Source organism: Marinobacter sp. PE14 (genome assembly GCF_053566155.1).
In genome coordinates this window covers 835,845-856,095 of record NZ_JBQXNY010000002.1, presented here as the reverse complement: position 1 = coordinate 856,095, position 20,251 = coordinate 835,845, and the positions used below count along the sequence as shown (strand labels likewise).

The 20,251-nt window shown below is 59.3% G+C and carries 16 protein-coding genes; 8 read left to right on the top strand and 8 right to left on the bottom strand.

Going from position 1 to position 20,251, the window contains the following annotated elements:
• Nucleotides 1-6: 6 nt before the first annotated feature.
• Nucleotides 7-804 (top strand): undecaprenyl-diphosphate phosphatase, encoded by a 798-nt coding sequence (locus ACWJ62_RS09680; protein ID WP_449285986.1) that lies wholly within the window; start codon nucleotides 7-9, stop codon nucleotides 802-804.
• A 153-nt stretch (nucleotides 805-957) separates the two neighbouring features.
• Here ACWJ62_RS09680 and uvrD read toward each other — a convergent pair whose 3' ends face one another.
• Both uvrD and ACWJ62_RS09670 read right to left on the bottom strand, forming a co-directional pair.
• Complete coding sequence (gene uvrD / locus ACWJ62_RS09675; RefSeq protein ID WP_424005092.1) at nucleotides 958-3,123, bottom strand: DNA helicase II; 2,166 nt, start codon at nucleotides 3,121-3,123, stop codon at nucleotides 958-960.
• Between the two features lie 388 nt (nucleotides 3,124-3,511).
• A complete protein-coding gene (locus ACWJ62_RS09670) occupies nucleotides 3,512-4,963 on the bottom strand; it encodes an NAD-dependent succinate-semialdehyde dehydrogenase (RefSeq protein ID WP_449285985.1) in 1,452 nt (483 codons plus the stop codon).
• A gap of 184 nt (nucleotides 4,964-5,147) precedes the next feature.
• Between ACWJ62_RS09670 and ACWJ62_RS09665 the strand changes: the two genes are divergently transcribed.
• The gene (locus ACWJ62_RS09665) at nucleotides 5,148-6,161 is read left to right on the top strand and encodes a histone deacetylase family protein (RefSeq protein ID WP_449285984.1); all 1,014 of its coding nucleotides are present in this window, start codon (nucleotides 5,148-5,150) and stop codon (nucleotides 6,159-6,161) included.
• Between the two features lie 4 nt (nucleotides 6,162-6,165).
• On the opposite strand, the gene thiI is transcribed toward ACWJ62_RS09665, so the two are convergent.
• Complete coding sequence (gene thiI / locus ACWJ62_RS09660; RefSeq protein ID WP_449285983.1) at nucleotides 6,166-7,620, bottom strand: tRNA uracil 4-sulfurtransferase ThiI; 1,455 nt, start codon at nucleotides 7,618-7,620, stop codon at nucleotides 6,166-6,168.
• A 110-nt stretch (nucleotides 7,621-7,730) separates the two neighbouring features.
• Between thiI and ppnN the strand changes: the two genes are divergently transcribed.
• On the top strand, nucleotides 7,731-9,113 hold the full coding sequence (gene ppnN / locus ACWJ62_RS09655; RefSeq protein WP_449285982.1) for a nucleotide 5'-monophosphate nucleosidase PpnN: 1,383 nt from the start codon (nucleotides 7,731-7,733) through the stop codon (nucleotides 9,111-9,113).
• Nucleotides 9,114-9,137: 24 nt separating this feature from the next.
• Here the strand turns inward: ppnN and ACWJ62_RS09650 are convergent, their stop codons facing one another.
• Complete coding sequence (locus tag ACWJ62_RS09650; RefSeq protein ID WP_053113218.1) at nucleotides 9,138-9,473, bottom strand: c-type cytochrome; 336 nt, start codon at nucleotides 9,471-9,473, stop codon at nucleotides 9,138-9,140.
• Between the two features lie 219 nt (nucleotides 9,474-9,692).
• On the opposite strand from ACWJ62_RS09650, the gene ACWJ62_RS09645 reads away from it, so the two are divergent.
• On the top strand, nucleotides 9,693-10,796 hold the full coding sequence (locus tag ACWJ62_RS09645) for an enoyl-CoA hydratase/isomerase family protein (RefSeq protein ID WP_449285981.1): 1,104 nt from the start codon (nucleotides 9,693-9,695) through the stop codon (nucleotides 10,794-10,796).
• 11 nt (nucleotides 10,797-10,807) lie between these two features.
• Here ACWJ62_RS09645 and ACWJ62_RS09640 read toward each other — a convergent pair whose 3' ends face one another.
• The 3 genes from ACWJ62_RS09640 to ACWJ62_RS09630 form a co-directional block, all read right to left on the bottom strand.
• Entirely contained in the window at nucleotides 10,808-11,305 is a 498-nt protein-coding gene (locus tag ACWJ62_RS09640; RefSeq protein WP_449285980.1) for an ankyrin repeat domain-containing protein, read from the bottom strand.
• Between the two features lie 82 nt (nucleotides 11,306-11,387).
• Complete coding sequence (locus ACWJ62_RS09635) at nucleotides 11,388-13,547, bottom strand: tRNA(Met) cytidine acetyltransferase TmcA (RefSeq protein WP_449285979.1); 2,160 nt, start codon at nucleotides 13,545-13,547, stop codon at nucleotides 11,388-11,390.
• A complete protein-coding gene (locus tag ACWJ62_RS09630) occupies nucleotides 13,547-13,924 on the bottom strand; it encodes a DUF2237 family protein (RefSeq protein WP_449285978.1) in 378 nt (125 codons plus the stop codon). Before ACWJ62_RS09630 ends, ACWJ62_RS09635 begins: the two co-directional genes overlap by 1 nt.
• Nucleotides 13,925-13,962: 38 nt before the next feature.
• Between ACWJ62_RS09630 and ACWJ62_RS09625 the strand changes: the two genes are divergently transcribed.
• The 3 genes from ACWJ62_RS09625 to ACWJ62_RS09615 all read left to right on the top strand — a co-directional run bounded on the left by ACWJ62_RS09625 (nucleotide 13,963) and on the right by ACWJ62_RS09615 (nucleotide 18,201).
• Nucleotides 13,963-16,284, top strand: a complete 2,322-nt coding sequence (locus ACWJ62_RS09625) for an ATP-dependent helicase (RefSeq protein ID WP_449286174.1) — start codon at nucleotides 13,963-13,965, stop codon at nucleotides 16,282-16,284.
• Nucleotides 16,285-16,444: 160 nt separating this feature from the next.
• Nucleotides 16,445-17,644: an OmpA family protein gene (locus ACWJ62_RS09620; protein WP_449285977.1), complete on the top strand. Its 1,200-nt coding sequence runs from the start codon at nucleotides 16,445-16,447 to the stop codon at nucleotides 17,642-17,644.
• Nucleotides 17,645-17,721: 77 nt separating this feature from the next.
• On the top strand, nucleotides 17,722-18,201 hold the full coding sequence (locus ACWJ62_RS09615) for a DUF4124 domain-containing protein (protein WP_449285976.1): 480 nt from the start codon (nucleotides 17,722-17,724) through the stop codon (nucleotides 18,199-18,201).
• On the opposite strand, the gene ACWJ62_RS09610 is transcribed toward ACWJ62_RS09615, so the two are convergent.
• The gene (locus ACWJ62_RS09610) at nucleotides 18,158-19,432 is read right to left on the bottom strand and encodes a methyltransferase (protein ID WP_449285975.1); all 1,275 of its coding nucleotides are present in this window, start codon (nucleotides 19,430-19,432) and stop codon (nucleotides 18,158-18,160) included. The genes ACWJ62_RS09615 and ACWJ62_RS09610 overlap by 44 nt on opposite strands.
• Between ACWJ62_RS09610 and ACWJ62_RS09605 the strand changes: the two genes are divergently transcribed.
• Complete coding sequence (locus ACWJ62_RS09605) at nucleotides 19,431-20,174, top strand: tRNA/rRNA methyltransferase (RefSeq protein ID WP_449285974.1); 744 nt, start codon at nucleotides 19,431-19,433, stop codon at nucleotides 20,172-20,174. The genes ACWJ62_RS09610 and ACWJ62_RS09605 overlap by 2 nt on opposite strands.
• Nucleotides 20,175-20,251 lie beyond the last annotated feature (77 nt).

Sequence of the window (20,251 nt, the reverse complement as noted above, 5' to 3'; positions counted from 1 at the left end):
CACGCAATGGACGTTTTCCAGGCCCTTTTCCTTGGCCTTCTCCAGGGACTGACCGAATTCCTGCCCATCTCCAGCTCCGCCCACCTGATCCTGACCCCGGCATTGTTCGGCTGGACCGATCAGGGCGTGGGCTTCGATTTGTCCGTGCATGTCGGGACCTTATTGGCGGTTGTGCTCTATTTTCGGCAGGACGTCTTCGGTATTGCCCGGGACGGACTGATTTCCATCAGCCGCCGCAAAATCGTTGGCCAGGGCGCCCTGGCCTGGTACCTCGTGATCGGCACCATCCCTGCTGGCCTGGCTGGCCTGGCGTTGCTGGACATGATCGACAACGAACTGCGGGCGGTGGAAGTGATCTTCTTCACCACCCTGTTCTTCGGCCTACTCCTCGGCCTTGCAGACTGGCTGCCCAAACGTCAGCGCACCCTCGACAAACTGAACTGGAAAGACGCCGTCCTGGTAGGCATTGCCCAGGCCATGGCCCTGGTACCCGGCACCTCCCGTTCCGGCGTCACCATCACCGCCGGCCTGTTCCTGGGCATGACCCGGGAAACCGCCTCCAGGTTCTCATTCCTGTTGGCAATCCCCATCATCGTGCTGGCATCGGCAGTAAAACTGCTGGAAGTGGCGACCTCAGATGTGATCGTCGACTGGAGTGGCTTCCTGATCGGCGGGGTGACCTCGTTCCTGATGGCCATTACTGCGATTCACTTCTTCCTGAAGTGGCTGAACAAGGTGGGGATGTGGCCGTATGTGATCTACAGGATTGTTCTGGCAGGTGTAATCTACGCAGTTCTTATGTAAAAGCGGCGTCGAACACGGAGTCTGCAGCGCAGGGTTGGGGTTGCCTTTCCAAAACTGTGCGAAGCCATGGATGGCGGAGCCCAAGCGTCACATGGATGTGCCGCAAGGAGCGTGTTTTGGAAAGGCAACCCCAACCCTGTGCACGCACTCAAACTAGCAGGCTTCTAACGGCGCATAAGCCAAAACAAGCCACTTGGCGCCCTCATCAAAGTTCACCTGCACCCGAGTATGGTGCCCGGTGCCCTCGGAATTCATCACGATGCCCTCGCCAAACTTGGGATGGCGTACGCGCTGCCCCAGGCTGAACCCCGATTGCTGCGCCGAATCTTGGCTGAACATGCTTTCATTCGGGCGCTCGACCATGGCCGGCCGGGTCACGGTGTTCCGCAGCCGCACTTCCTGAAGGCAATCGCCGGGGATTTCACGCACAAACCGGGACAACGCGTTGAACTTTTCCTGGCCATACAAGCGGCGGGATTCAGCGTAAGTAAGCACCAGCTTTTTCATGGCCCGGGTTATGCCGACATAAGCCAGGCGACGCTCCTCTTCCATGCGGCCCGGCTCTTCCAAAGACATGCCGTGAGGGAACAGCCCCTCTTCCACGCCGGCCAGGAACACCAGCGGAAACTCCAGACCCTTGGCAGAATGCAGAGTCATCAGCTGAACGCTGTCTTCATGGTCCTCGGCCTGGGATTCACCAGCATCCAGAGCCGCCTGGGCGATGAATTCCGACAGCGCGTCCACGCCGTCCTCCACCTCATAGTCAGACAGCGCATTCACCAGTTCCTCAAGGTTCTCCACCCGGGCCTGGCCTTTCTCACCTTTCTCGCTGGCGTGATAGTCCTTCAGGCCGCTATTTTCGATGGTCTGCTTCATCAGGCCGTGCAACGAGGCATCGCCCACCATTTCGGAGAGGCCCTCAATAATGGCAATGAAAGACTGCAGGCCGGTTTTGGCCCTGCCTTTCACCTGCCCGGCTTCCAACAGACGCTCAGCAGATTCCCACAATGAGATACTTTGCTCAGTCGCATATTCCCGAAGCTCCGCGAGGCTCTTGGCGCCAATGCCACGAGGCGGCACATTGACCACCCGCTCAAATGCCGCATCGTCGCGGCGATACTGCACCAGCCTCAGGTACGCCAGGGCGTTGCGGATTTCCTGACGATCATAGAATCGCAGGCCGCCGTATACCCGGTAGGGAATACCCTGGCGCATTAGCGACTCTTCCAGCACCCGGGACTGGGCATTGGAGCGATAGAGAATGGCGGATTCACTGCGCAGGTTACCGTCCTGCACCCAGGCAGAAATGCTGTCGGCGATGTAGTTGGCTTCGTCCTGTTCATTGAACGCCGCATACAGGCTGATCGGTTCGCCTTCCGGACCGTCGGTCCAGAGCTCTTTGCCCAGCCGGCCCTGGTTGTTGGCGATCACCGCGTTGGCCGCCTTCAGGATCATCTGGGTGGAGCGGTAGTTCTGCTCCAGACGCACCAACCGGGCATTGGGGAAATCCCGCTGGTACTGCTGGATGTTTTCGACCTTGGCACCCCGCCAGCCGTAGATAGACTGATCGTCGTCCCCCACCACCGTCATTGGCACGCGATTGCTGGCCAGCACCTGCAGCCAGGCGTATTGGATGGTGTTGGTGTCCTGGAACTCGTCCACCAGGATATGCTGGAACCGGCTCTGGTAATGGGCCAGCAGCTCCGGGCGATGCAGCCACAGTTCATGGGATCGCAGCAACAGCTCGCCAAAATCCACCAGACCGCCCTGCTGGCAGAGCTTCTCGTACTGGCGATAGATCTTCAGCATGATCGACAGGAAATGGTCGCCCGGATTCTCCTGGATGTGATCCGCTCGCAGCCCTTCGTCCTTCTGACTACTGATAAACCACTGGGCCTGCTTCGGCGGCCACTTGCTCTCATCAATCTGGTTTTCCCGCATCACCCGCTTGATCAGCCGCAGCTGGTCGTCGCTGTCCAGCACCTGAAAGTTTTCAGGCAGCCCGGCGTCTTTCCAGTGCGAGCGCAGCAGACGGTGCGCGATGCCATGAAAGGTGCCAAACCAGAGGCCGCGAGCCGGAATGTCCATCATCTGCTCAATGCGGTAACGCATCTCCTTGGCGGCCTTGTTGGTAAACGTAACCGCCAGGATGCCAGTGGGCGGCACCCGATCCACGGTCATCAACCAGGCGATCCGGTGCACCAGAACACGGGTTTTACCACTTCCTGCACCTGCCAGAACCAAAAGGTGATCGTTCTGAGCGGTAACAGCTTCACGCTGGGCATCGTTCAACGGATCGATGATGTGGGAGACGTCCATAAAGAATCGGTTCGCTACTGGTTAAATAAACAGGTTGTTGAGTATAACAGGAGAAAAGAGGGATTTCCGGGTGGGGATGTTTTGTCGTTGTTTGTCGGATTACGCTTCGCTAATCCGACCTACTCATGTCAGGCGAGAAGATTTGATAAGCAATCATCTAATGCCAGAAAGAGCGCGGGGGAGGTTCCCCTTCAGGACTGTCTGTGGCCAAGGATGGCCACAGCCAAGCGCACATGGGTGAGGCTGAGCGCTTATGAAGCAAAGCTTCATGCGACAGCCGAACGCCTGCAATCTGAGATTGCAGGCTGGACCCGCGTGCGGGTGCTCGTAGCGTGTCCTGAAGGGGAACCTCCCCCGTGCGACACCCTCAAAGTTGAGGGCTTATACCTTAAAAGCCACGTGGTACGGTCTGAGCTTCCACAAACTCGAACAGACCTTCCAGGCCGCCTTCCCGGCCAATACCAGACGCCTTCATGCCACCAAACGGCGCTTCCGGGGTCGGACCGGTGCCGGTGTTCCAGCCACAGTGGCCGAAGCGGAGGCCGGCAGCCACGCGCTGGGCGCGTTCGGCATCGTTGGTGAACACGTACGAGGCGAGACCGAACTCGGTGTCGTTACCGGCTTCGATGACCTCCTCTTCCGTGCGGAACAAAGCCATGGGTACCAACGGACCGAAGGTCTCTTCCTGATAACAGCACATATCCCGGTTTACGCCGTGCACCACGGTGGGCGGGAAGAACAGGTCGTTGCCCAGATCTTCTGGTTTCTTGCCGGCAACCAGGGTCGCGCCTTTTTCAAGGGCATCCTGTACGTGACGTTTAACCTTGTCATAGCCGGCCTGGTTGATCAGCGGGCCAAGATCCACGTCGCCGTTGATGCCGTCGCCGACGGTCATCTTGTTGACCCGCTCGGCCAGCTTCTCACCGAAGGCATCGGCCACTTTCTCATGCACGAAGATCCGGTTGGCGCAGACGCAGGTCTGGCCGCCACCGCGGAATTTGTTGGCGATGAGGTTGTCGGCTGCGGCATCCAGATCGGCATCGTCGAAGACGATGAACGGCGCATTGCCGCCCAGCTCCAGGGCCAGTTTCTTGACCTGATCTGCTGTGTCAACGAGCAGCTTGCGGCCCACTTCGGTGGAGCCGGTAAAGCTGAGCATTGGCACATCTGGGCTCTCGCAGAGAACCTTGCCGATCACGCTGGCTTTACCCATCACCAGGTTAACCATGCCGTCGGGTATATCGGTGTGCTTGTCCATCAGGCTGAACAGGGCAATCATGGTCAGCGGGGTTTCGCTGGCCGGTTTGATCACAGACGGGCAGCCTGCCGCCAGCGCAGCCGAAAGCTTCTTCGCGATCATGCCAATGGGGAAGTTCCAGGGCGTGATCAGGCCGGTGACACCGATGGGCCGGTAGTGGACAGTCCAGGTGCAGTCTTTCGGTTTTTCCGGAATGGTGTGAGCGTCCAGAGCCTGAATATGCTTGGAGCAGTAATCGAAGAACCCGGCGGCGTAATCCACTTCGCCCTGGGCCTCCTGCAGCGGCTTGCCGTGCTCCATACAGAGGATACGACCGACCTCTTCCTTGTTGGACTTGAGCGCATCCCGGATGTCTTCCAGCCACTTACGGCGGGTCTCGATGCTGTAGGGACTGGTCAGTCGCAGTGCCGACTTGCCGGAGGCAACGGCGGCGTTCACTTCGTCTTCCGACATGGATGCGACCTGGGCGATCACCTTGCCCGTTGCCGGGTTATAAACATCGAAGGTGTTGCCATGTTCATTGTCAGTCCAGCGACCACCGATATAGCCGGTCAGCTTTTCCAGCAGGGGTGACTCGATCATCTCGGCTCCTCTTGTGTGATTGGCTCCGCCCCGGTGGGGCGCAGTCTGGTTAATCTGGTTGCGTCAGTGTTTTATGTCTTTCATAGTGGATGTTGTATCCCACCCTGTAAAGTCAAGGGCGAGCTTTTGATCATCGCCTGAGTGTGCCTATACTCGGGGGATCAGACACCCAGGAGAGCGGACAATGAAGGCATTTTTCCATCCCGCACAGGATGAGCATATTCCACAGACGTACTTTACCCGGGGACAGATGCGCCAGCCCCAGGAGATCCCTGCTCGAACCGGTGAAATGCTGGGCGGACTGAAAGAAATGGGTATCTCCGTGCTACAGCCCGCCGACCAGGGCGCGGGGCCGATCTCAAAAGTCCATGATCTGGGCTACCTGCGTTTTCTGGAATCCGCTCATCGGCGCTGGAAAGCGATGGATGACTGGGGCGATGAGGTAATCTCGAATATCTTCGTCCGCTCCCCGAATCACCTGACTGGCATCCTGGCCGAGGCGGCCCGTTATCAGGCCGATGGCAGCTGTCCGATCGGCGAACATACCTGGCATGCCGCCTACTGGTCTGCCCAGAGCGCGCTGGGTGCCGCCGACGCGCTGATCGCTGGCGATCGCACCTCCTATGCGGTGTGTCGCCCTCCGGGGCACCATGCCCGCCGGGATGCCGCTGGTGGTTTCTGCTACCTGAACAACGCCGCGATTGCCGCCGAGCATATGAAGGCCCGGTTCCCGAAAATCGTAATCCTGGATACCGACATGCATCATGGCCAGGGTATCCAGGAGATTTTCTACGATCGCAGCGATGTGCTGTACATCTCTATCCATGGCGACACGACCAACTTCTACCCGGTAGTCAGCGGCTTTGAGAACGAACGTGGCGAAGGGGAAGGTTTTGGCTACAACATCAATATGCCGATGCCCCATGGTTCCACAGAAGATGATTTCTTCGCGAAACTGGACGACGCCCTGGCGGCGATCAAGCTGTTCCAGCCGGATGCCCTGATCCTCGCCCTGGGTTTCGACATCTACAAGAACGACCCTCAGGCCAAGGTGTCAGTTTCCTCCGAAGGGTTCTGCAGGCTCAGCACCCATGTGCGTCAGCTGGGGCTGCCAACGCTGGTAGTGCAGGAAGGCGGGTATGACCTGGAGGCTCTGAGCGAGAACGTCCAACAGTTCTTCAAGGGGCTGGCAGGCTGAGGGTTCAGGCCGCGGGCACGTAAACCTTCACGTTTTCGTGCCCTTCGGCCTTCAGATGCCCGGCGTGCATGCGGCTCATCGTGCCGCGATCGCAATACAGCAGGTATTGCCGGTTTGCCGGCAGCTCCGGTAGCTGCTGATTCAGCTCGTAGAACGGGATCTGCAGAATTTCGTTGTTGGTCAGTGTCAGAGGAGACTGCTCACCCTCCGAGGGGTGGCGTACGTCGATGATCACGTCGTCCATGGAAGGCGTCTGCACCAGCTCAACCTCTTCAGGCGTCACAGTCGTTTCCAGCAACCGATTCACGGGCGTTTCTTCTCGGGCATCAATCGCGTTCGCAAGCACGGAAGCGTCCATCCGTGACTCGTCTTCCTCCACCCGATGCAACTTGGCACGGGTGGCCGGCTTCTGAGAGATCACACCACAGTATTCCGGCATGTTGCGGGCGTAGACTTCGGTACCAATCTCCCGGGCGATGCGGATAATGGATTCCTTGTCCATGGACACCAATGGGCGCAGGACTACCTCGTCACTGGCCCGATCCACCACATTCAGGTTGCTCAGGGTCTGGCTGGACACCTGGGCCACCGCATCTCCTGTCACCACCCCCGAGGCGTTGTTCTTGCGGGCAATCTCTGCCGCTGCCATCAGCATCTGACGCTTGAGCACCACGCCCCAGTGACGGTGACTCACCGAACGCATGATTTCAGCGACAACACCCTCGAAGGGCACCGAGATAAACTTGGCACTGTGGGAGGCACCGTAGCGATCCCACAGGTAGTGCGTCACCTGGCGCACACCAACCTCGTGAGCCGTGCCCCCGAGGTTGAAAAACAGGAAGTGATTGCGCAAACCCCTTCGCATCATCAGGTAAGCGGCCACCGACGAATCATAACCCCCGGAAATCAGGGTCAGCACATTTTCGACACTGCCCAGCGGATAGCCGCCCAACCCCCGGTGCTTGCGATGGGCAATATGGAACTGGTCGTCCTGGACTTCAATCCGCACCTCAACCTGCGGGGATTTGAGATCAACCCCACTGGCACCCGATGCCTGCATAAGCGCGGCACCCACTGTGCGCTCCAGATCGATCGAGCGGAAACTGTGTTCACCGTGCCGTCGGGCCCTGACGGCAAAGGTTTTGCCAGTCAACCGCTCAGCAAAGGCCTCAACAGCCTTCTCGGCAACGTCTTCCAGACTGACAAACGGAAACGCTCCGATTTCCTGAATCGTGGAAATGCCCGATATGCGCAAGAGCACTTCAAGGGCCGGCCCGGACAACCCGCGACCGTCTGGCACCTCCACATCTACCCTGTCCCAACTGCCTTCAACCCGAATCTCCGGATCCAGACGCGCCAGCAGCTTTCGGATGTTCTGGCGCAGATGACGCATCTGCTGACGACGGACGGGTTTACTCTTGATAGCAACTTCCGGAGCGGGACGAATAAGCAGTTTCATAAATCGGAATTTTGTCGGGTGGCGTATTGTACTGAAAGGCCTTAGTCTACCCTTTTGAAGGCGTGCCTCAAAATCGGGCATTTCCGCAACATCCAGGAGTTTCACCGTTAATGCAGGAAACCACCATCAACGCCCTCGTTTCACCAGAGGGCAGCCTTGAAATTCTCTCCAATCATGAGGTCAACCGCCTTAAGGACCGAAGCGAAGGCGGTCTGTACCGGCTGTTTCGCCAGTGTGCCCTGGCGGTTCTTAATACCGGTGTAGAGACTGACGACTGCCAGGCATTGATGGAATCCCATGCCGACTTTGATGTCCGCCTGGTACCCCAGCCACGGGGTCTCAAACTCGAACTGATCAACGCGCCCGCACATGCCTTCGTTGATGGACAGATGCTCCGGGCGATCCGAGAGCACCTGTTCTCGGTCCTGAGGGACATTATCTACTCCCATTCAATTCCCCAGTCAGCCGCTGGTTTCCGGCGGGACGATCCGGAAGACCTGACCAACTATGTTTTCCACATTCTCCGCAATGCCCGAGTGCTTCAGGCCGGGCGCCAACCGGATCTGGTGGTGTGCTGGGGCGGCCACTCAATCGGACACGATGAGTACCAGTACAGCAAGGACGTGGGTCATCAACTGGGGCTCAGGGCACTGAGCATCTGTACCGGATGCGGTCCGGGGGCAATGAAGGGGCCCATGAAAGGCGCCACCATTGGCCACGCCAAGCAGCGGGTCAAGAACGGTCGCTACATCGGTATTACGGAACCCGGCATCATTGGCGCCGAGGCCCCAAACCCCATCGTCAATGAACTGGTGATCATGCCGGACATTGAAAAGCGCCTGGAAGCCTTCGTTCGATGTGGTCACGGCGTGATTGTATTCCCGGGTGGTGTCGGCACCGCCGAGGAAATTCTTTACCTGCTCGGCATCCTGCTGCATCCGGACAATGCGGATCTGCCCTTCCCGGTGGTGTTTACCGGCCGGCAGGAGAACGCGGAATACTTCGAGATGATCGACAAGTTCATCCGGAACGCCCTCGGGGATGAGGCTGCGAGCAAGTACGAGATCATCATCGACGATCCGGTGCGCGTGGCCCAGACCATGAAAACAGGAATGAAGGAGGTCGAGACGTTCCGGCGCGCCATGCAGGATGCGTACTATTTCAACTGGATGCTGAAGATCGACCCAGTGTTCCAGCTACCGTTCGAGCCCAATCACGACAACATGCGGGCGCTGGAGCTGCATCGGGACCAGCCTGTGCACCTGATCGCTGCAAATTTGCGCAAAGCCTTCAGCGGTATTGTTGCCGGTAACGTCAAGGAGGGTGGTATACGTCAGGTTCAGGAGAAGGGGCCCTTCGAAATCGCAGGCGACCCGACTCTGATAAAACCGCTTGAAGCTATGCTGCAGCAGTTTGTAGCCCAGAACCGGATGAAACTACCGGGTTCTTCGGCTTACAGACCGAGTTATCGCATCGTCAGCGGAGCGGCCTGAGCCGCCTCGCTGACAGAGTAATACTTACTTGCCGCCGTCCGCCGGCAGGCTGGCGTAGTAGGCCGCCAGATTGGCAATGTCGGTATCACTCAAGGCAGCGGCCTGCCCCTGCATGATCGCGGCCTGGCCGCCAGAACGCTGCTTGTTTTTGTACGCCTTCAGGGCCGATACCAAGTACTGCTCGTTCTGGCCAGCCAGGTTCGGGTATGTCGGGATCTGCGCGAGACCATTCTGGCCATGGCAGGCAGCACAGACAGCTGCCTTGGCCTTGCCGGCTTCGGCATCTGCCGCAGAAACTACTGCAGGCACAGCAGCGCCAAGCGCAAAAATTCCCGCAACAGCGTAGTGTTTCAGATTCATTGTCATTACCCTCTCATCGTCATTTTCCAGATTTTAGGGCCGGTTCTGTGGCCGGACACTAAACTGACTTGCACTTATAGCACAGAGCCGGGGAACCTCAAATGCGATAGGTCAAGGACTTCTTTTCGACGTTAGTCCTCTTTCCTGCTTTGGCTATTAGGGTGAAAGTACGTTCGATTCCGTATCCAAGATTGATTTAATTCTCCGGAGAAAACGTCAATGTCTGTAGAGGCCGAGGAACTTGCATGCCGCGAAGGGCACATGGGTGTTCTGACACTGAACTCCCCGGGCACTCTCAACGCGCTTTCCGAGCAAATGATCGAGCAGATCCAGGAAATCCTGGACCGCTGGGCCAATGATGACCGAATCTGCATCGTGGTAATTCAGGGCGCTGGCGAGAGAGCCTTCTGCGCCGGCGGTGATATCCGCGAACTCTATGATGCGATTCTTGATGGGCAAGAGCCGGACAAACCGGTACGGTTTTTCAGCCGGGAATACCGGATGGATTACAACATCCATCGCTTTCCAAAGCCCGTGCTGGGCATAGCCCACGGCGTGGTGATGGGCGGTGGACTTGGCGTGTTTTCCGGTTGCCGGTATCGACTGGTAACGCCGGATGTCACCCTGGCGATGCCCGAGATCACGATCGGCCTGTTTCCGGATGTGGGTGCCAGCTGGTTTCTGAAACGGCTGCCCGGACGGCTGGGGTTGTTCATGGGGTTGACCGGCGCCCGTTTGAACGTCAGCGATACGCTGCGGGTTGGTCTGGCCGACATGGCCATCCTGCCCGAGGACAGGGATCGCCTGCTCGACCGACTGGCTTCGGAGCGCTGGACCGGGCAAACCGCCGCCGATGACAACCGACTGTTCAGGTTACTCAACCAGATCCAGACACCGAATTACCGGACACTGCCGCCCAGTCACCTCGCCCGACACGAACAGCGGATTGCCAGGCTGAGCGCTGGCGATGAACTTCCAGACATCGTTGATCAGCTGCTGGCAGCGGAGGTCGACTGCGACTGGTGGCATGCCTGCATGAACACGCTCAGAACCGGATGCCCGGTCTCTGCATGGCTGGTCTGGACCCAGTTACAGAAGGCGCAGCAGATGTCCCTGAAAGACGCCTTCCGCATGGAACTGGCGATGGTTTCCGAATGCATCCGCCGTCCTGATCTAGCGGAGGGAATCCGGGCTCTGGCTATCGACAAGGACCGCCAGCCAAAATGGAGTTACCCGAACGTGGCCGATGTACCGGAAGACGTGGTTGCGGCCCACTTCATCCCGGAGTGGGATGACGAGACGGATCCGATGGGCCTGGAGTAAGCCAGCCGGCGCTAGAATTCGGCGCCCGCTTGCACCAGCAGCATTTCCAGATCCCGATTGTTGGTGGCACGGGCGACGTCCAGTGCCGTTTGGCCGTCGTTCGCCTCGTAATTGACGTCGGCCCCGGCCGCCACCAGCCTCTCCGCAGTCAACAAGTCCCCGTTGGCCACGATTTTCATCAGCAGGGATTCGCCCCCCTGACTCACGTTGACGTTGGCACCGGCTGCCACCAATACCTTCACCACCGACAGATGGCCGTTTTCCGCCGCCCGCATCACGGGGGTATATCCGAACGGGTCACTGGTGTTCACATCGGCGCCGGCAGATAACAACAGCTGCACGCGCCGCTTTTCACCATTCCCGGCGGCTGAAACCAGCAGTGCATCCGCCTCGGCCAGGGCCTCGGGGCTCAGAGCAACCTGTTGGTTCGGGGAAGCGCAGGCAGACAGGAAAACAACAAACGGAAGCAATATCAGCAAAAAACGGAAGGCGCCGGTTCCCTTGGCCATAACAAACAGTCTCTGTGGATCTCGTTGAAAGGATACGAGGGCCCATTCTGGGCAGACACCGGCGGAAATTAAATCGAGCGAGTCACAAACCCGGGCCATCCTTCAAAAGATCACGAACCACCTGCCGCAGACGATCCTCGCCTTCTCTCTGGCCCAGGCAAAGTCTGTCCGCCTGCAGCGCAGACCAGGGCCGCCCCTGAAGAACACTCTGGCACCAGACCGCAAGCGCCTCATGGCTTTTCAGCCACGCCATGATCCCCGGTGCCTGACTCAGCTTCCGCAATACCGGGACGGTAACCTGAAACCCACGATGCCCATTGGCGAAATTGCGGAGATCCCGCAGATCATCCGTGTCCAGCGTCGGCCCGGGGGGCAGATCGGCGGTTATCCCGGCCAGCAATGTCGGTTCCAGCCCCTGCCAGTTTCCGGGCAAGAGAGTAAGCCAATGGTCGGCCAGGCGGTTACGGATGCGCCCTTCCAGATCGCGACCAGCCTGCGAAAAGCCGGCCACCATCTGCAGTGGATATTCGCCACTGGATGCTTCCTGCTGCAAGCCAACCCTGACCACATGCAGACCGCAGGTCTGCCAAAACCCAAGCAGGTCAGCGCTGCCACCGAAACTGGTTCCGAGGTAATCAACACCCTGCTCAGCGGCATACGCCCTGGCAGCCTGCACCAGGCTTCGGCCAATGCCCGCACGCCTGGCCTCGTCTGACACTGCAATGCGGACAACCCTCAGGCCCCGCAGGACTGCGGCCTGGGGATAGCCGCTGTGGCTGGCCAACGATTGCGGCAGCAGGTGACCCCGTATTCGCCGAGTGCCCAGGCTGACCTGTTCTGCCAGCTCAGCCGCAAGCCCACCCTCGAGCGCGCACCAGAGCACACCAACCGTCCGATCGCCGATTCGCGCGCGCCAGCTGCGGGCGGCCGGGTCATCCAGCCATTGCCTCAGATCAGCGGGGCTGGTCCGGTAATGGGCATCCACCAGCAACCCAAAGGCACGGGACAGGGCTCCGTCACTTGCCGCTGCCGGATCCCAGGGTTCGATGACCAGCTCCCCGAGGCTGTATTCAGTTTTCCCGGGCAAGCGACCACCGTCGGCAGCCAGCAGAAAGAGTCGGGTGATCAGGGCTTCCAGCGGATCGTTCAGGGCCCAGCGTACCGGCTCGCTCAACGTTACCGACTGCCACTGGGGCGTTGATTGATCAAGGACCTGTCGAAAACGAATGGCAAAGCCCCGGCCGGCCCCTTCGTAACCATGGACCGTGGTGGCGAACGCCACTCTCGGCCAGCCGAGCAGAACCGATTTCAACAGCGGCGCCGGAATCGCTGCTGCCTCATCCATCAGGACCACTTCGGCTTCCGGCCGCACAGCCTGCAATTCACGGACCGGAATAAACCTCAGGCGGCCACCGGCTCGGGAGGTCAGCATCCCTGGGCTGGCTTCGGCCAATTGCCCCCCGAGAGCCTCACGGGCGTGGCGAAAGAGGGTATCCACATTCTGCTCCGAGGGCGCGGTAACCACGATTTCCTGCCTGCCTTTCTCCAGCAACTCCGCTGCTGCCATTCCCAAAGCGGCGGACTTGCCCCTGCCCCGGTCTGCCGTAACAACCAAAGGCCGGCGTCTTCGGCCCAGGCCAAACCGTACCAGGCGCTGAACCAGCTTTTCCTGGTCGCGGGTTGTTGCAATTTTAAAGCTTTGTTCCGGCGCATGGGGAATGGCCGGCAAGGTCGATGTCGCAAAGCAGGGGGAAATGCGGATCACCGCCTCATGGTCGGCAAGAATGTCGGCCATCCGGGCAGCGAAAGGATGCTCCCCGCCATGGTCCAGGCCGGTTCTCGGGTAATCCGGGTCAGCAAACCGCGGCCACTCATCCAGCGGCGGCATCAGCCAGAACAGCAGACCGCCTGCGGTCAATGCCCCTGAGAGCGCAGCGAAGGCATCCGGTGGATTTCCCTGCCAGCCGTCCCAGATAATCATGGAGACTTCACGGCCGAGCCATTGTCGGGCCTCGGTGGTTAAAATCCGGGTCAGACGAGGATCAGGGCTCTGGCCTGCCGGACCGGTCCAGAGGCCGGTTTCAAGTTCAAGCTCAGGTAGCAGGCCAGATAGCCACCTGAGGTTATTTTCCCGATTGCCCTCCAGCAGAACCAGACGGCGTTCGCCTCTGGCAGCAAGGCTGGCCTGCAGGGCACGCCACTCGGCCGTGCCCGGTGCAGCTTCGGGTTCTGAGTGGCTCATCAGCTAAGGTCGGCACCGTGGGCTTTGAGGTCGTCGAGGGCACACTTTTCCAGGGCCGCCTGGTGGGTGGCACGCAGGCGCACTCGTGGCGCGCTGCCGGCTTCAAACGCTTCCTGCCAGCGAGCGGCGCACAGGCACCAGCTGTCGCCCGGCTTCAGTCCCTCAAATCCAAATTCGGGCCTGGGCGTGCTGAGGTCGTTGCCCTGGGCTTTGGAGAATTCGAGGAAATCAGCGGTGACCACGGCGCAGACAGCGTGCAGGCCAAAGTCATCGGGGCCGACGTTGCAGCAGCCATCGCGGTAGAAGCCGGTAATCGGGTCTTTGCCGCAGGTTTCCAGTTTTTCGCCCAGTACGTTTACCGATTCGGACATTTCCATTTTTATGACCTTTTGACTTTCATGTTTTGATCGCAATTATGCGGGAGCGGTATCCGCTCTACCAGCAGGCCGTTACAATACCGGCCATGCCGACCGAACCCCAAACTTCTGATAAGACCAACCTGCCGGATTACCTCACCGATGAACAGCGGGCGATTATTACCGCCGGCTATGAACATTCGGTGATCACCGCCGTGGCCGGCAGTGGCAAGACGTCGACGCTGGCTTGGCGTATCCGGTATCTGCTGGAACAGGGGCATGATCCGGACCGGATGCTGGTGTTGATGTTCAACCGCAGCGCCCGGGTGGATTTCGAGCGCAAGCTGCAGGAGGTTTGCGCTCAGAGCGGTCTGGCGCTGCCGGAGATCCGGACGTATCACGCCATGGGCTTGCGGCTGTACAAGCGGTTTGTTCGGGAGGGTTACCTGCCGGGGTTTTCGGAGAAGATTCTGACAGAGCAGGAGATCAGTTTTCAGGCCTGGCAGTTGACACGGCGGCTGGCACCGGAGGATCTGGCGGATGAGATCCGGCGCAACAAGAAGGATTTTGTCGAGACGGCTACAGGGTTTATTGATCTGGTGAAAACAACGCTGTCGCCGGCGGAGATCGTGTTTGAGGAGCTCGGGTATTACGACAAGCACAAGTATCTGGTCGATCTCTTCCACAGTTTTGAGCAGTGGCGGAAAAGCCAGGGGCGGATCAGCTACGCCGACATGCTGTACGAGCCGGTGATGGCGATTCACCAGAACCCGCCGTTGCAGCGGCTGGTGGGCAACAAGATGGATCTCATTCTGGTGGATGAGTACCAGGACACCAATGAAATTCAACACCTGCTGCTGCGCTACGTGGCCGGAGACCGGGCCCGGGTGACGGTTGTTGGCGACCCGGACCAGACGATCTACGAGTTCCGGGGCGCAAAGCCCGAGTTTATCCTCAAGCGGTTCAGCGATGAGTTCGAAAGCCCGCTGGAGCAGTCCCTCAGTTACACCTTCCGCTACGGCCACCGGGTGGCGTTGCTGGCAAACCATCTGATCTGCCACAACACCGGGCGCAAGGATGTGCTCTGCCACTCCCACCCTTCCACTCCCGGCACAGAGATCACCCTGCATCGGGCAGAGAGCGATGCCGATACGGTGCTTCAGATTCTTCAGTGCCACTCGGAACCGTCTCTAGCCGGAACGGCGATCCTGTTCCGGGTTTGGAGCCAGAGTGTCCCCATCGAGCTGAAATTGCTGGCAAGGCAGATTCCCTACCGGATTGATGCCGGCAAGGGCGCCCTGTTCAGCCGGGAGGTGCAGGCGATTACCGCGTTGCTGATGGTGGTGACCGGCAAGCTTGAAAACCTGCCGGACGAGGATCGGCTGGAACTGGCACGGCAGTTGTTGCGTTTCCCCCACGTTGGTTTGAAAGAGCCCGAGCTTGAGCAACTGGCGCGGTTCCTGGCCGGGTTTTCCAGCGGCTGGCATGAGCGGTTGCTGGCCATGGATTTTGACGCCCTGGCACCCATGGCGGCACGTAAGCTGCGGAAACTGGGCGAGGTGCTTGCCCAACTGCGCAGCTATGGGGGCCCGGTGGCTGGGTTGATCAGTGTCTATGCCGAACATACAGACCTCTACGAAGGCATCCGGAGCCTGGCTCTGACCCATGAGAACGCCGAGGAGCGGATTGATACCGTGCAGGGGTTTCGGCAGTACCTGAAAAGCCTGGATGTTAACGCCGAAGGCGCCCTGGAGCATCTGAAAGCCCTGAAGCAACAGGCGGGCGAGAAGCAGCAGGGGGGCGTTTTGCTCTCGACCATTCATCGCACCAAAGGCCTGGAATGGCCGACCGTGATTATTCCCGGCCTGCAGGAAAAATACCTGCCCTATAGCCCGCGGCCCCAGGACGATGCCAGAGGATTTCTGGAGAGTGAACGGCGGCTACTCTATGTGGCTATGACGCGAACCCGCCAGCAACTGCACCTGATTACCCGACCCGCCAGCAAGCAACCGCACCTGGACGGCGACCAGGGCCCAAGCAGGTTTGTGGAAGAATTCTGCTTCTCCCTGGCCGAGGAGTTCGGGCGCTGGCTGGATGAACGAATCCCGGCCGAGACTTCAACCATCCGCTTGACCGCACCCCTCACGCCGGTCAGCCAGCGCTATGCCGAGCGGGAGAGCGTCACTCTGGAAGGCCAGGCGGCAACATCTGTAGATTCGATGGAACCGCTCTGGCATCAGAAGCGTCTTGGCCACGCGATTTTTGGCCCCGGCTCGGTGGTTTCCGAGGATGAAAGCTCGTTCGAAGTACACTTCGACAACGGCGAAATCCTCAATTTCAGTAAAAAGAGCGCGCACCTGTATTTTTCCGCTCTGGCCTGAAACGACTTCCGGCACGTAAAGGTCAACTGGGTACAATTGCGGACGTAACAATCCGTATCATTTTTTTGTCTTTTTTGGCCTACTAGCCTAAATTCCGGGTATACAAGCACTTTTCATGAAGAAGTGCGGTACCACAACGACAATGAACAGGAGGTTCTGCATGAACGTCATGCGTCCGATTTCCGCGGCGGTCCTCGCCGCCACTCTGGCAACCCCGGCCATGGCCGACCGTCAGGAAACCGTCTATATCAACCCGTTTGCCGCCTTCCAGCTGTTTGACGACAAGCGCGACCTGAGCGAGACCGGCACCTTCGGTGTTGGTGTTGAGTACCGCTTCCGCCCTCACTGGTCGGTTGAGGCGCTCTACTCACGTGCCGATGCTGATCGCAAATACGTGGCAGGTGAATCCGAATTTGAGGAAGTCAGGGTCGATGGCACCTATTACTTTGCGGGTCCGGACGAGGCCTGGAACCCGTATGTGTCTCTGGGCGCCGGCAATGCCGATTTTGGTTCTGACAATAGTGGTGTCCGGACCGCTGGTAGCAACCATGACGAAACCCGGGTGAACGTGGGTACCGGCTTCCGCTACAACATCAGCGACGCCGTATCACTGCGTGGCGATCTGCGTGAGTTCCACGGTATTGACGAGAGCACCTTCGATACACAGGTTTCTTTGGGTATCAGCTTCGCCTTCACCAGGACCATTGCCCAAGCCGCGCCTCAACCTGCGGACTCCGACGCGGACGGTGTTCCCGATTCCCGGGACCAGTGCCCCGGCACTCCGGCAGGGACAGTCGTTGACAGCACCGGTTGCGAACCGGATGCCGATCGCGATGGCGTTGTGGATAGCCGCGACGACTGCCCGAACACTCCCCGCGGGGCCGAGGTGGATAACCGTGGATGCGAACTGGACAGCGATAACGATGGTGTCGTGAACAGCCAAGATCTGTGCCCGAATACTACCGCCGGCGCTGAAGTTGACGAAACCGGCTGTGAGGGGGTTGTCGAAACCATCGAGACGTTTACCATTGAAGTGCAGTTCCCAACCAACAGCTCTGTCATCGGCAATTCCTTCGATTCAGAGATTCGCCGGGTGGCTGATTTCCTGAATGAGAATCCTGAAACCATCGTGGAAATCGCCGGCCACTCCGACAGCCGTGGTGCTGCCGACTACAACCGTGCACTGTCACAGCGTCGGGCCGAAGCCGTTGCCGAACGCCTGACCGGCCCTCTGGGAGTTGATCCGTCGAGGGTTAACGCCGTAGGTTACGGTGAGGAAGCGCCTATTGCCTCGAACAACACCGCGGAAGGCCGCGCTGACAACCGCCGGGTTGAAGCGCGCATTCAGATTCGTCGTTAAGCAACGAACGCTGTCTGAGTAGTTTGAAAAGGCGCCTGCGGGCGCCTTTTCTGTTTCTGGAAACACGCGAGGAGCCGATGCTCAGAGCCATTGCCTTGATCTTTACCCTCTCAGTTCTGGCGGTGCCGACACAGGCCCAGGTTTTTCGCTGTGAAAAAGATGGCAATACGGTGTTCTCCGACCAGCCCTGCGGAGAGGATGCTGAATCGGTTGAGCTACGGGATAACCGCATTGGCGGCAGTTTCAATCAGAACCTCCCGGCGCAGGAGCCCCCTGATCCAGAAGAACAGGCCGAAGAGTCAGAACAAGAAGAAGAGGCCGGCACCTGCCGGTTTATCAATTCCACCGATTTGCGGCGTTATCTGATTCGGGAGCAGGTGGTGCGGGGCATGACCCGGGACAACGTGCGCCGTGCTTTCGGCAATCCTCCTGAAACCTACACCAGTCCCCAGGAAGTCTGGATCTACCAGACCCGCTATTACGGCGCGCTCTATGAGTTGACCTATGTGTATTTCAGGGATGGCTGTGTTGAACGGGTTGAGTACCGGAAACCCTGACCGCATCGAGCAGCAGGTTGCGGGGTGTCAGTGACCGGTCGCAGAACTGCCCCAGCCTCACCCCATACCCCTGCTCTTCCAGGAAGAGCGCATAATCCAACACCATCCAGAGTTCCAGAGGCCGCCGGAACAGATGCCTGACCAGCTCATGGCGGCGAACTTCAGCAAGCCGTTGCTGGCCAAACGCTTGCCAGTAATCAAAATCCAACGTATCGGGTAATCGGAGCTTTTTTTTCGCCGCCGCCCAACAGCAAAAGGCGGGAAAGCCTTCGTTTAGAAGGCGGGGCGGATTGGAAGGGACCGGCAGATACTCATCGCGCCCACGAAGTTGCCGCTGCAAACCATCAAATCCCAGGCGCCACTGACTGGCAAGGCGGGTCTGTTCCCTCACCCGGGCGGGTGCCGTCACGGTTTCCTGAACCGCAAGCCGAAGATCGTTCCGGTTCGGCTGCAGCACTTTTTGATAATCCGCCGCTCTTTGGGAAAGCGGCCTGTAGCGTTCCATCTCGGTGAGGTGGTAGCAGCAGGGTGAGATGCTCAGTCTCGGCAACCCGGCGTCACTGCCTCGCTTCAGCAACTGCCGGTGCAGATCGCCGCAAGCATGGAGTGCAACACCGTGGTGACGGCTGGGAAGCGACAAATCCTCTGCCATGACATCCTGGCAGAGGATCGACACGGGATCTCCGAACTGTTGAGCCAGTCGGTTGCCATCGCGCACCAGCTCCGGATTCCACTCAAAACCCTGTATCTCACCGGGGCAAAACGGCGCCAGCGTCCGGGACAGATGGCCCTTACCACAACACCAGTCCAGGGCGGGGTGTTCCAGCGGCGTCAGTGCCGCCGTAAAGGCGCCCGACTGCAGGCGTTTCCGACCGGGCATATCCGTGGCCCGGATTTCCGGGAGAGTCGCCTCTGAGGCCTTTTCGGGTACCGATAACAGCTCCGGCAGTTGAACCATGTCGGCGTAACGGTCGAGGGACGGCAACCATGAGGCTATCCGAGCCGCCAACTCAACCGGGCTGCCATCCAGTTGCTGGCATTCCCCATCGGTAAGTTCCGCCAGCATGGCGGCCAGTTCCGGATAACGACGCGCCCAGGCAGGCTCCGGCGTCATGAACGGCGCCGGTTGCCAGAACTCGGAATGCTGTACCAGCCAGTCGTTCAGCTGCTGCCACTGCTGGTAAAAAGATTCCGCGCCGTGGTGTAAACTCGCCGCCGGAGGTAACGTCATGCAACTGGCCTTTGTACTTGTTGAACCCAAGGTTCCGGAAAACGTCGGTGCAGCCGCCCGCGCCCTGTGCACCATGGGCTTCGGCGAGCTGTGGTTGGTCAATTCCGATCTGCACACCCGCCCCGAAGCCCATTGGCTGGCCCATGGCAGCGACCATATCCTGGACAATGCGCGCATTTTCCACGATCTGGCTGCGGTAAGAAACTCCGTAGACCTGCTGATGGGCACCTCCGCCAAGACCCGGCACCGGCGCCAGGATTGGCACGGCCCCTCAGATCTGCGGAAGGTTCTGGCCACGAAGGGTGCGTCCGTGGCAACCGCAGCACTGGTCTTTGGCCGGGAAGATCGCGGGCTGTCCAATGAAGAGCTGGCGCTCTGCGATCTGTTAACCGGCATCCCCATGAAGGTCACCTACCCCTCCCTGAACCTTGCCCAGTCGGTGATGCTCTATGCCTGGGAAATGTCCGGGCTTTCGGAAACCAAGGATAGCCAGAGCGAGTCTGCCGATGAAAACCGTCTTGGCGCACTCCGCGGCCGACTCGAAACCTTGCTACCGGAGCTGGATACGCCGCCCACAGGGAAGTTATCCCAGTGGGTTTTCGAGCGGTTACCCTTGTTGTCTGATCGGGATATCGGGTTTGTTCATACGCTGTGTTCGAACATCGAACGTGCCCTCGACTGTCAGGCGCGCTGTGTCTCGGGGAAGAGCCGAACGGATAAGCCTTCCCGGGATACGCTGTGAATACGTCCCTGTACGCTCGACGAAAACATCCATGTTTTCGACGATCCCGGGAAGGCTTATCCGTCCGGCTCCCGGGC

Coding starts and splice junctions, on each gene's coding strand:
- ppnN (WP_449285982.1), top strand. CDS start 7,731: ATGCAGGAAACCACCATCAACGCCCTCGTTTCACCAGAGGGCAGCCTT.
- ACWJ62_RS09640 (WP_449285980.1), bottom strand. CDS start 11,305: ATGGCCAAGGGAACCGGCGCCTTCCGTTTTTTGCTGATATTGCTTCCG.
- ACWJ62_RS09665 (WP_449285984.1), top strand. CDS start 5,148: ATGAAGGCATTTTTCCATCCCGCACAGGATGAGCATATTCCACAGACG.
- ACWJ62_RS09605 (WP_449285974.1), top strand. CDS start 19,431: ATGCAACTGGCCTTTGTACTTGTTGAACCCAAGGTTCCGGAAAACGTC.
- ACWJ62_RS09620 (WP_449285977.1), top strand. CDS start 16,445: ATGAACGTCATGCGTCCGATTTCCGCGGCGGTCCTCGCCGCCACTCTG.
- ACWJ62_RS09670 (WP_449285985.1), bottom strand. CDS start 4,963: ATGATCGAGTCACCCCTGCTGGAAAAGCTGACCGGCTATATCGGTGGT.
- thiI (WP_449285983.1), bottom strand. CDS start 7,620: ATGAAACTGCTTATTCGTCCCGCTCCGGAAGTTGCTATCAAGAGTAAA.
- ACWJ62_RS09625 (WP_449286174.1), top strand. CDS start 13,963: ATGCGGGAGCGGTATCCGCTCTACCAGCAGGCCGTTACAATACCGGCC.
- ACWJ62_RS09630 (WP_449285978.1), bottom strand. CDS start 13,924: ATGGAAATGTCCGAATCGGTAAACGTACTGGGCGAAAAACTGGAAACC.
- ACWJ62_RS09610 (WP_449285975.1), bottom strand. CDS start 19,432: ATGACGTTACCTCCGGCGGCGAGTTTACACCACGGCGCGGAATCTTTT.
- ACWJ62_RS09650 (WP_053113218.1), bottom strand. CDS start 9,473: ATGAATCTGAAACACTACGCTGTTGCGGGAATTTTTGCGCTTGGCGCT.
- ACWJ62_RS09680 (WP_449285986.1), top strand. CDS start 7: ATGGACGTTTTCCAGGCCCTTTTCCTTGGCCTTCTCCAGGGACTGACC.
- ACWJ62_RS09645 (WP_449285981.1), top strand. CDS start 9,693: ATGTCTGTAGAGGCCGAGGAACTTGCATGCCGCGAAGGGCACATGGGT.
- ACWJ62_RS09635 (WP_449285979.1), bottom strand. CDS start 13,547: ATGAGCCACTCAGAACCCGAAGCTGCACCGGGCACGGCCGAGTGGCGT.
- uvrD (WP_424005092.1), bottom strand. CDS start 3,123: ATGGACGTCTCCCACATCATCGATCCGTTGAACGATGCCCAGCGTGAA.
- ACWJ62_RS09615 (WP_449285976.1), top strand. CDS start 17,722: ATGCTCAGAGCCATTGCCTTGATCTTTACCCTCTCAGTTCTGGCGGTG.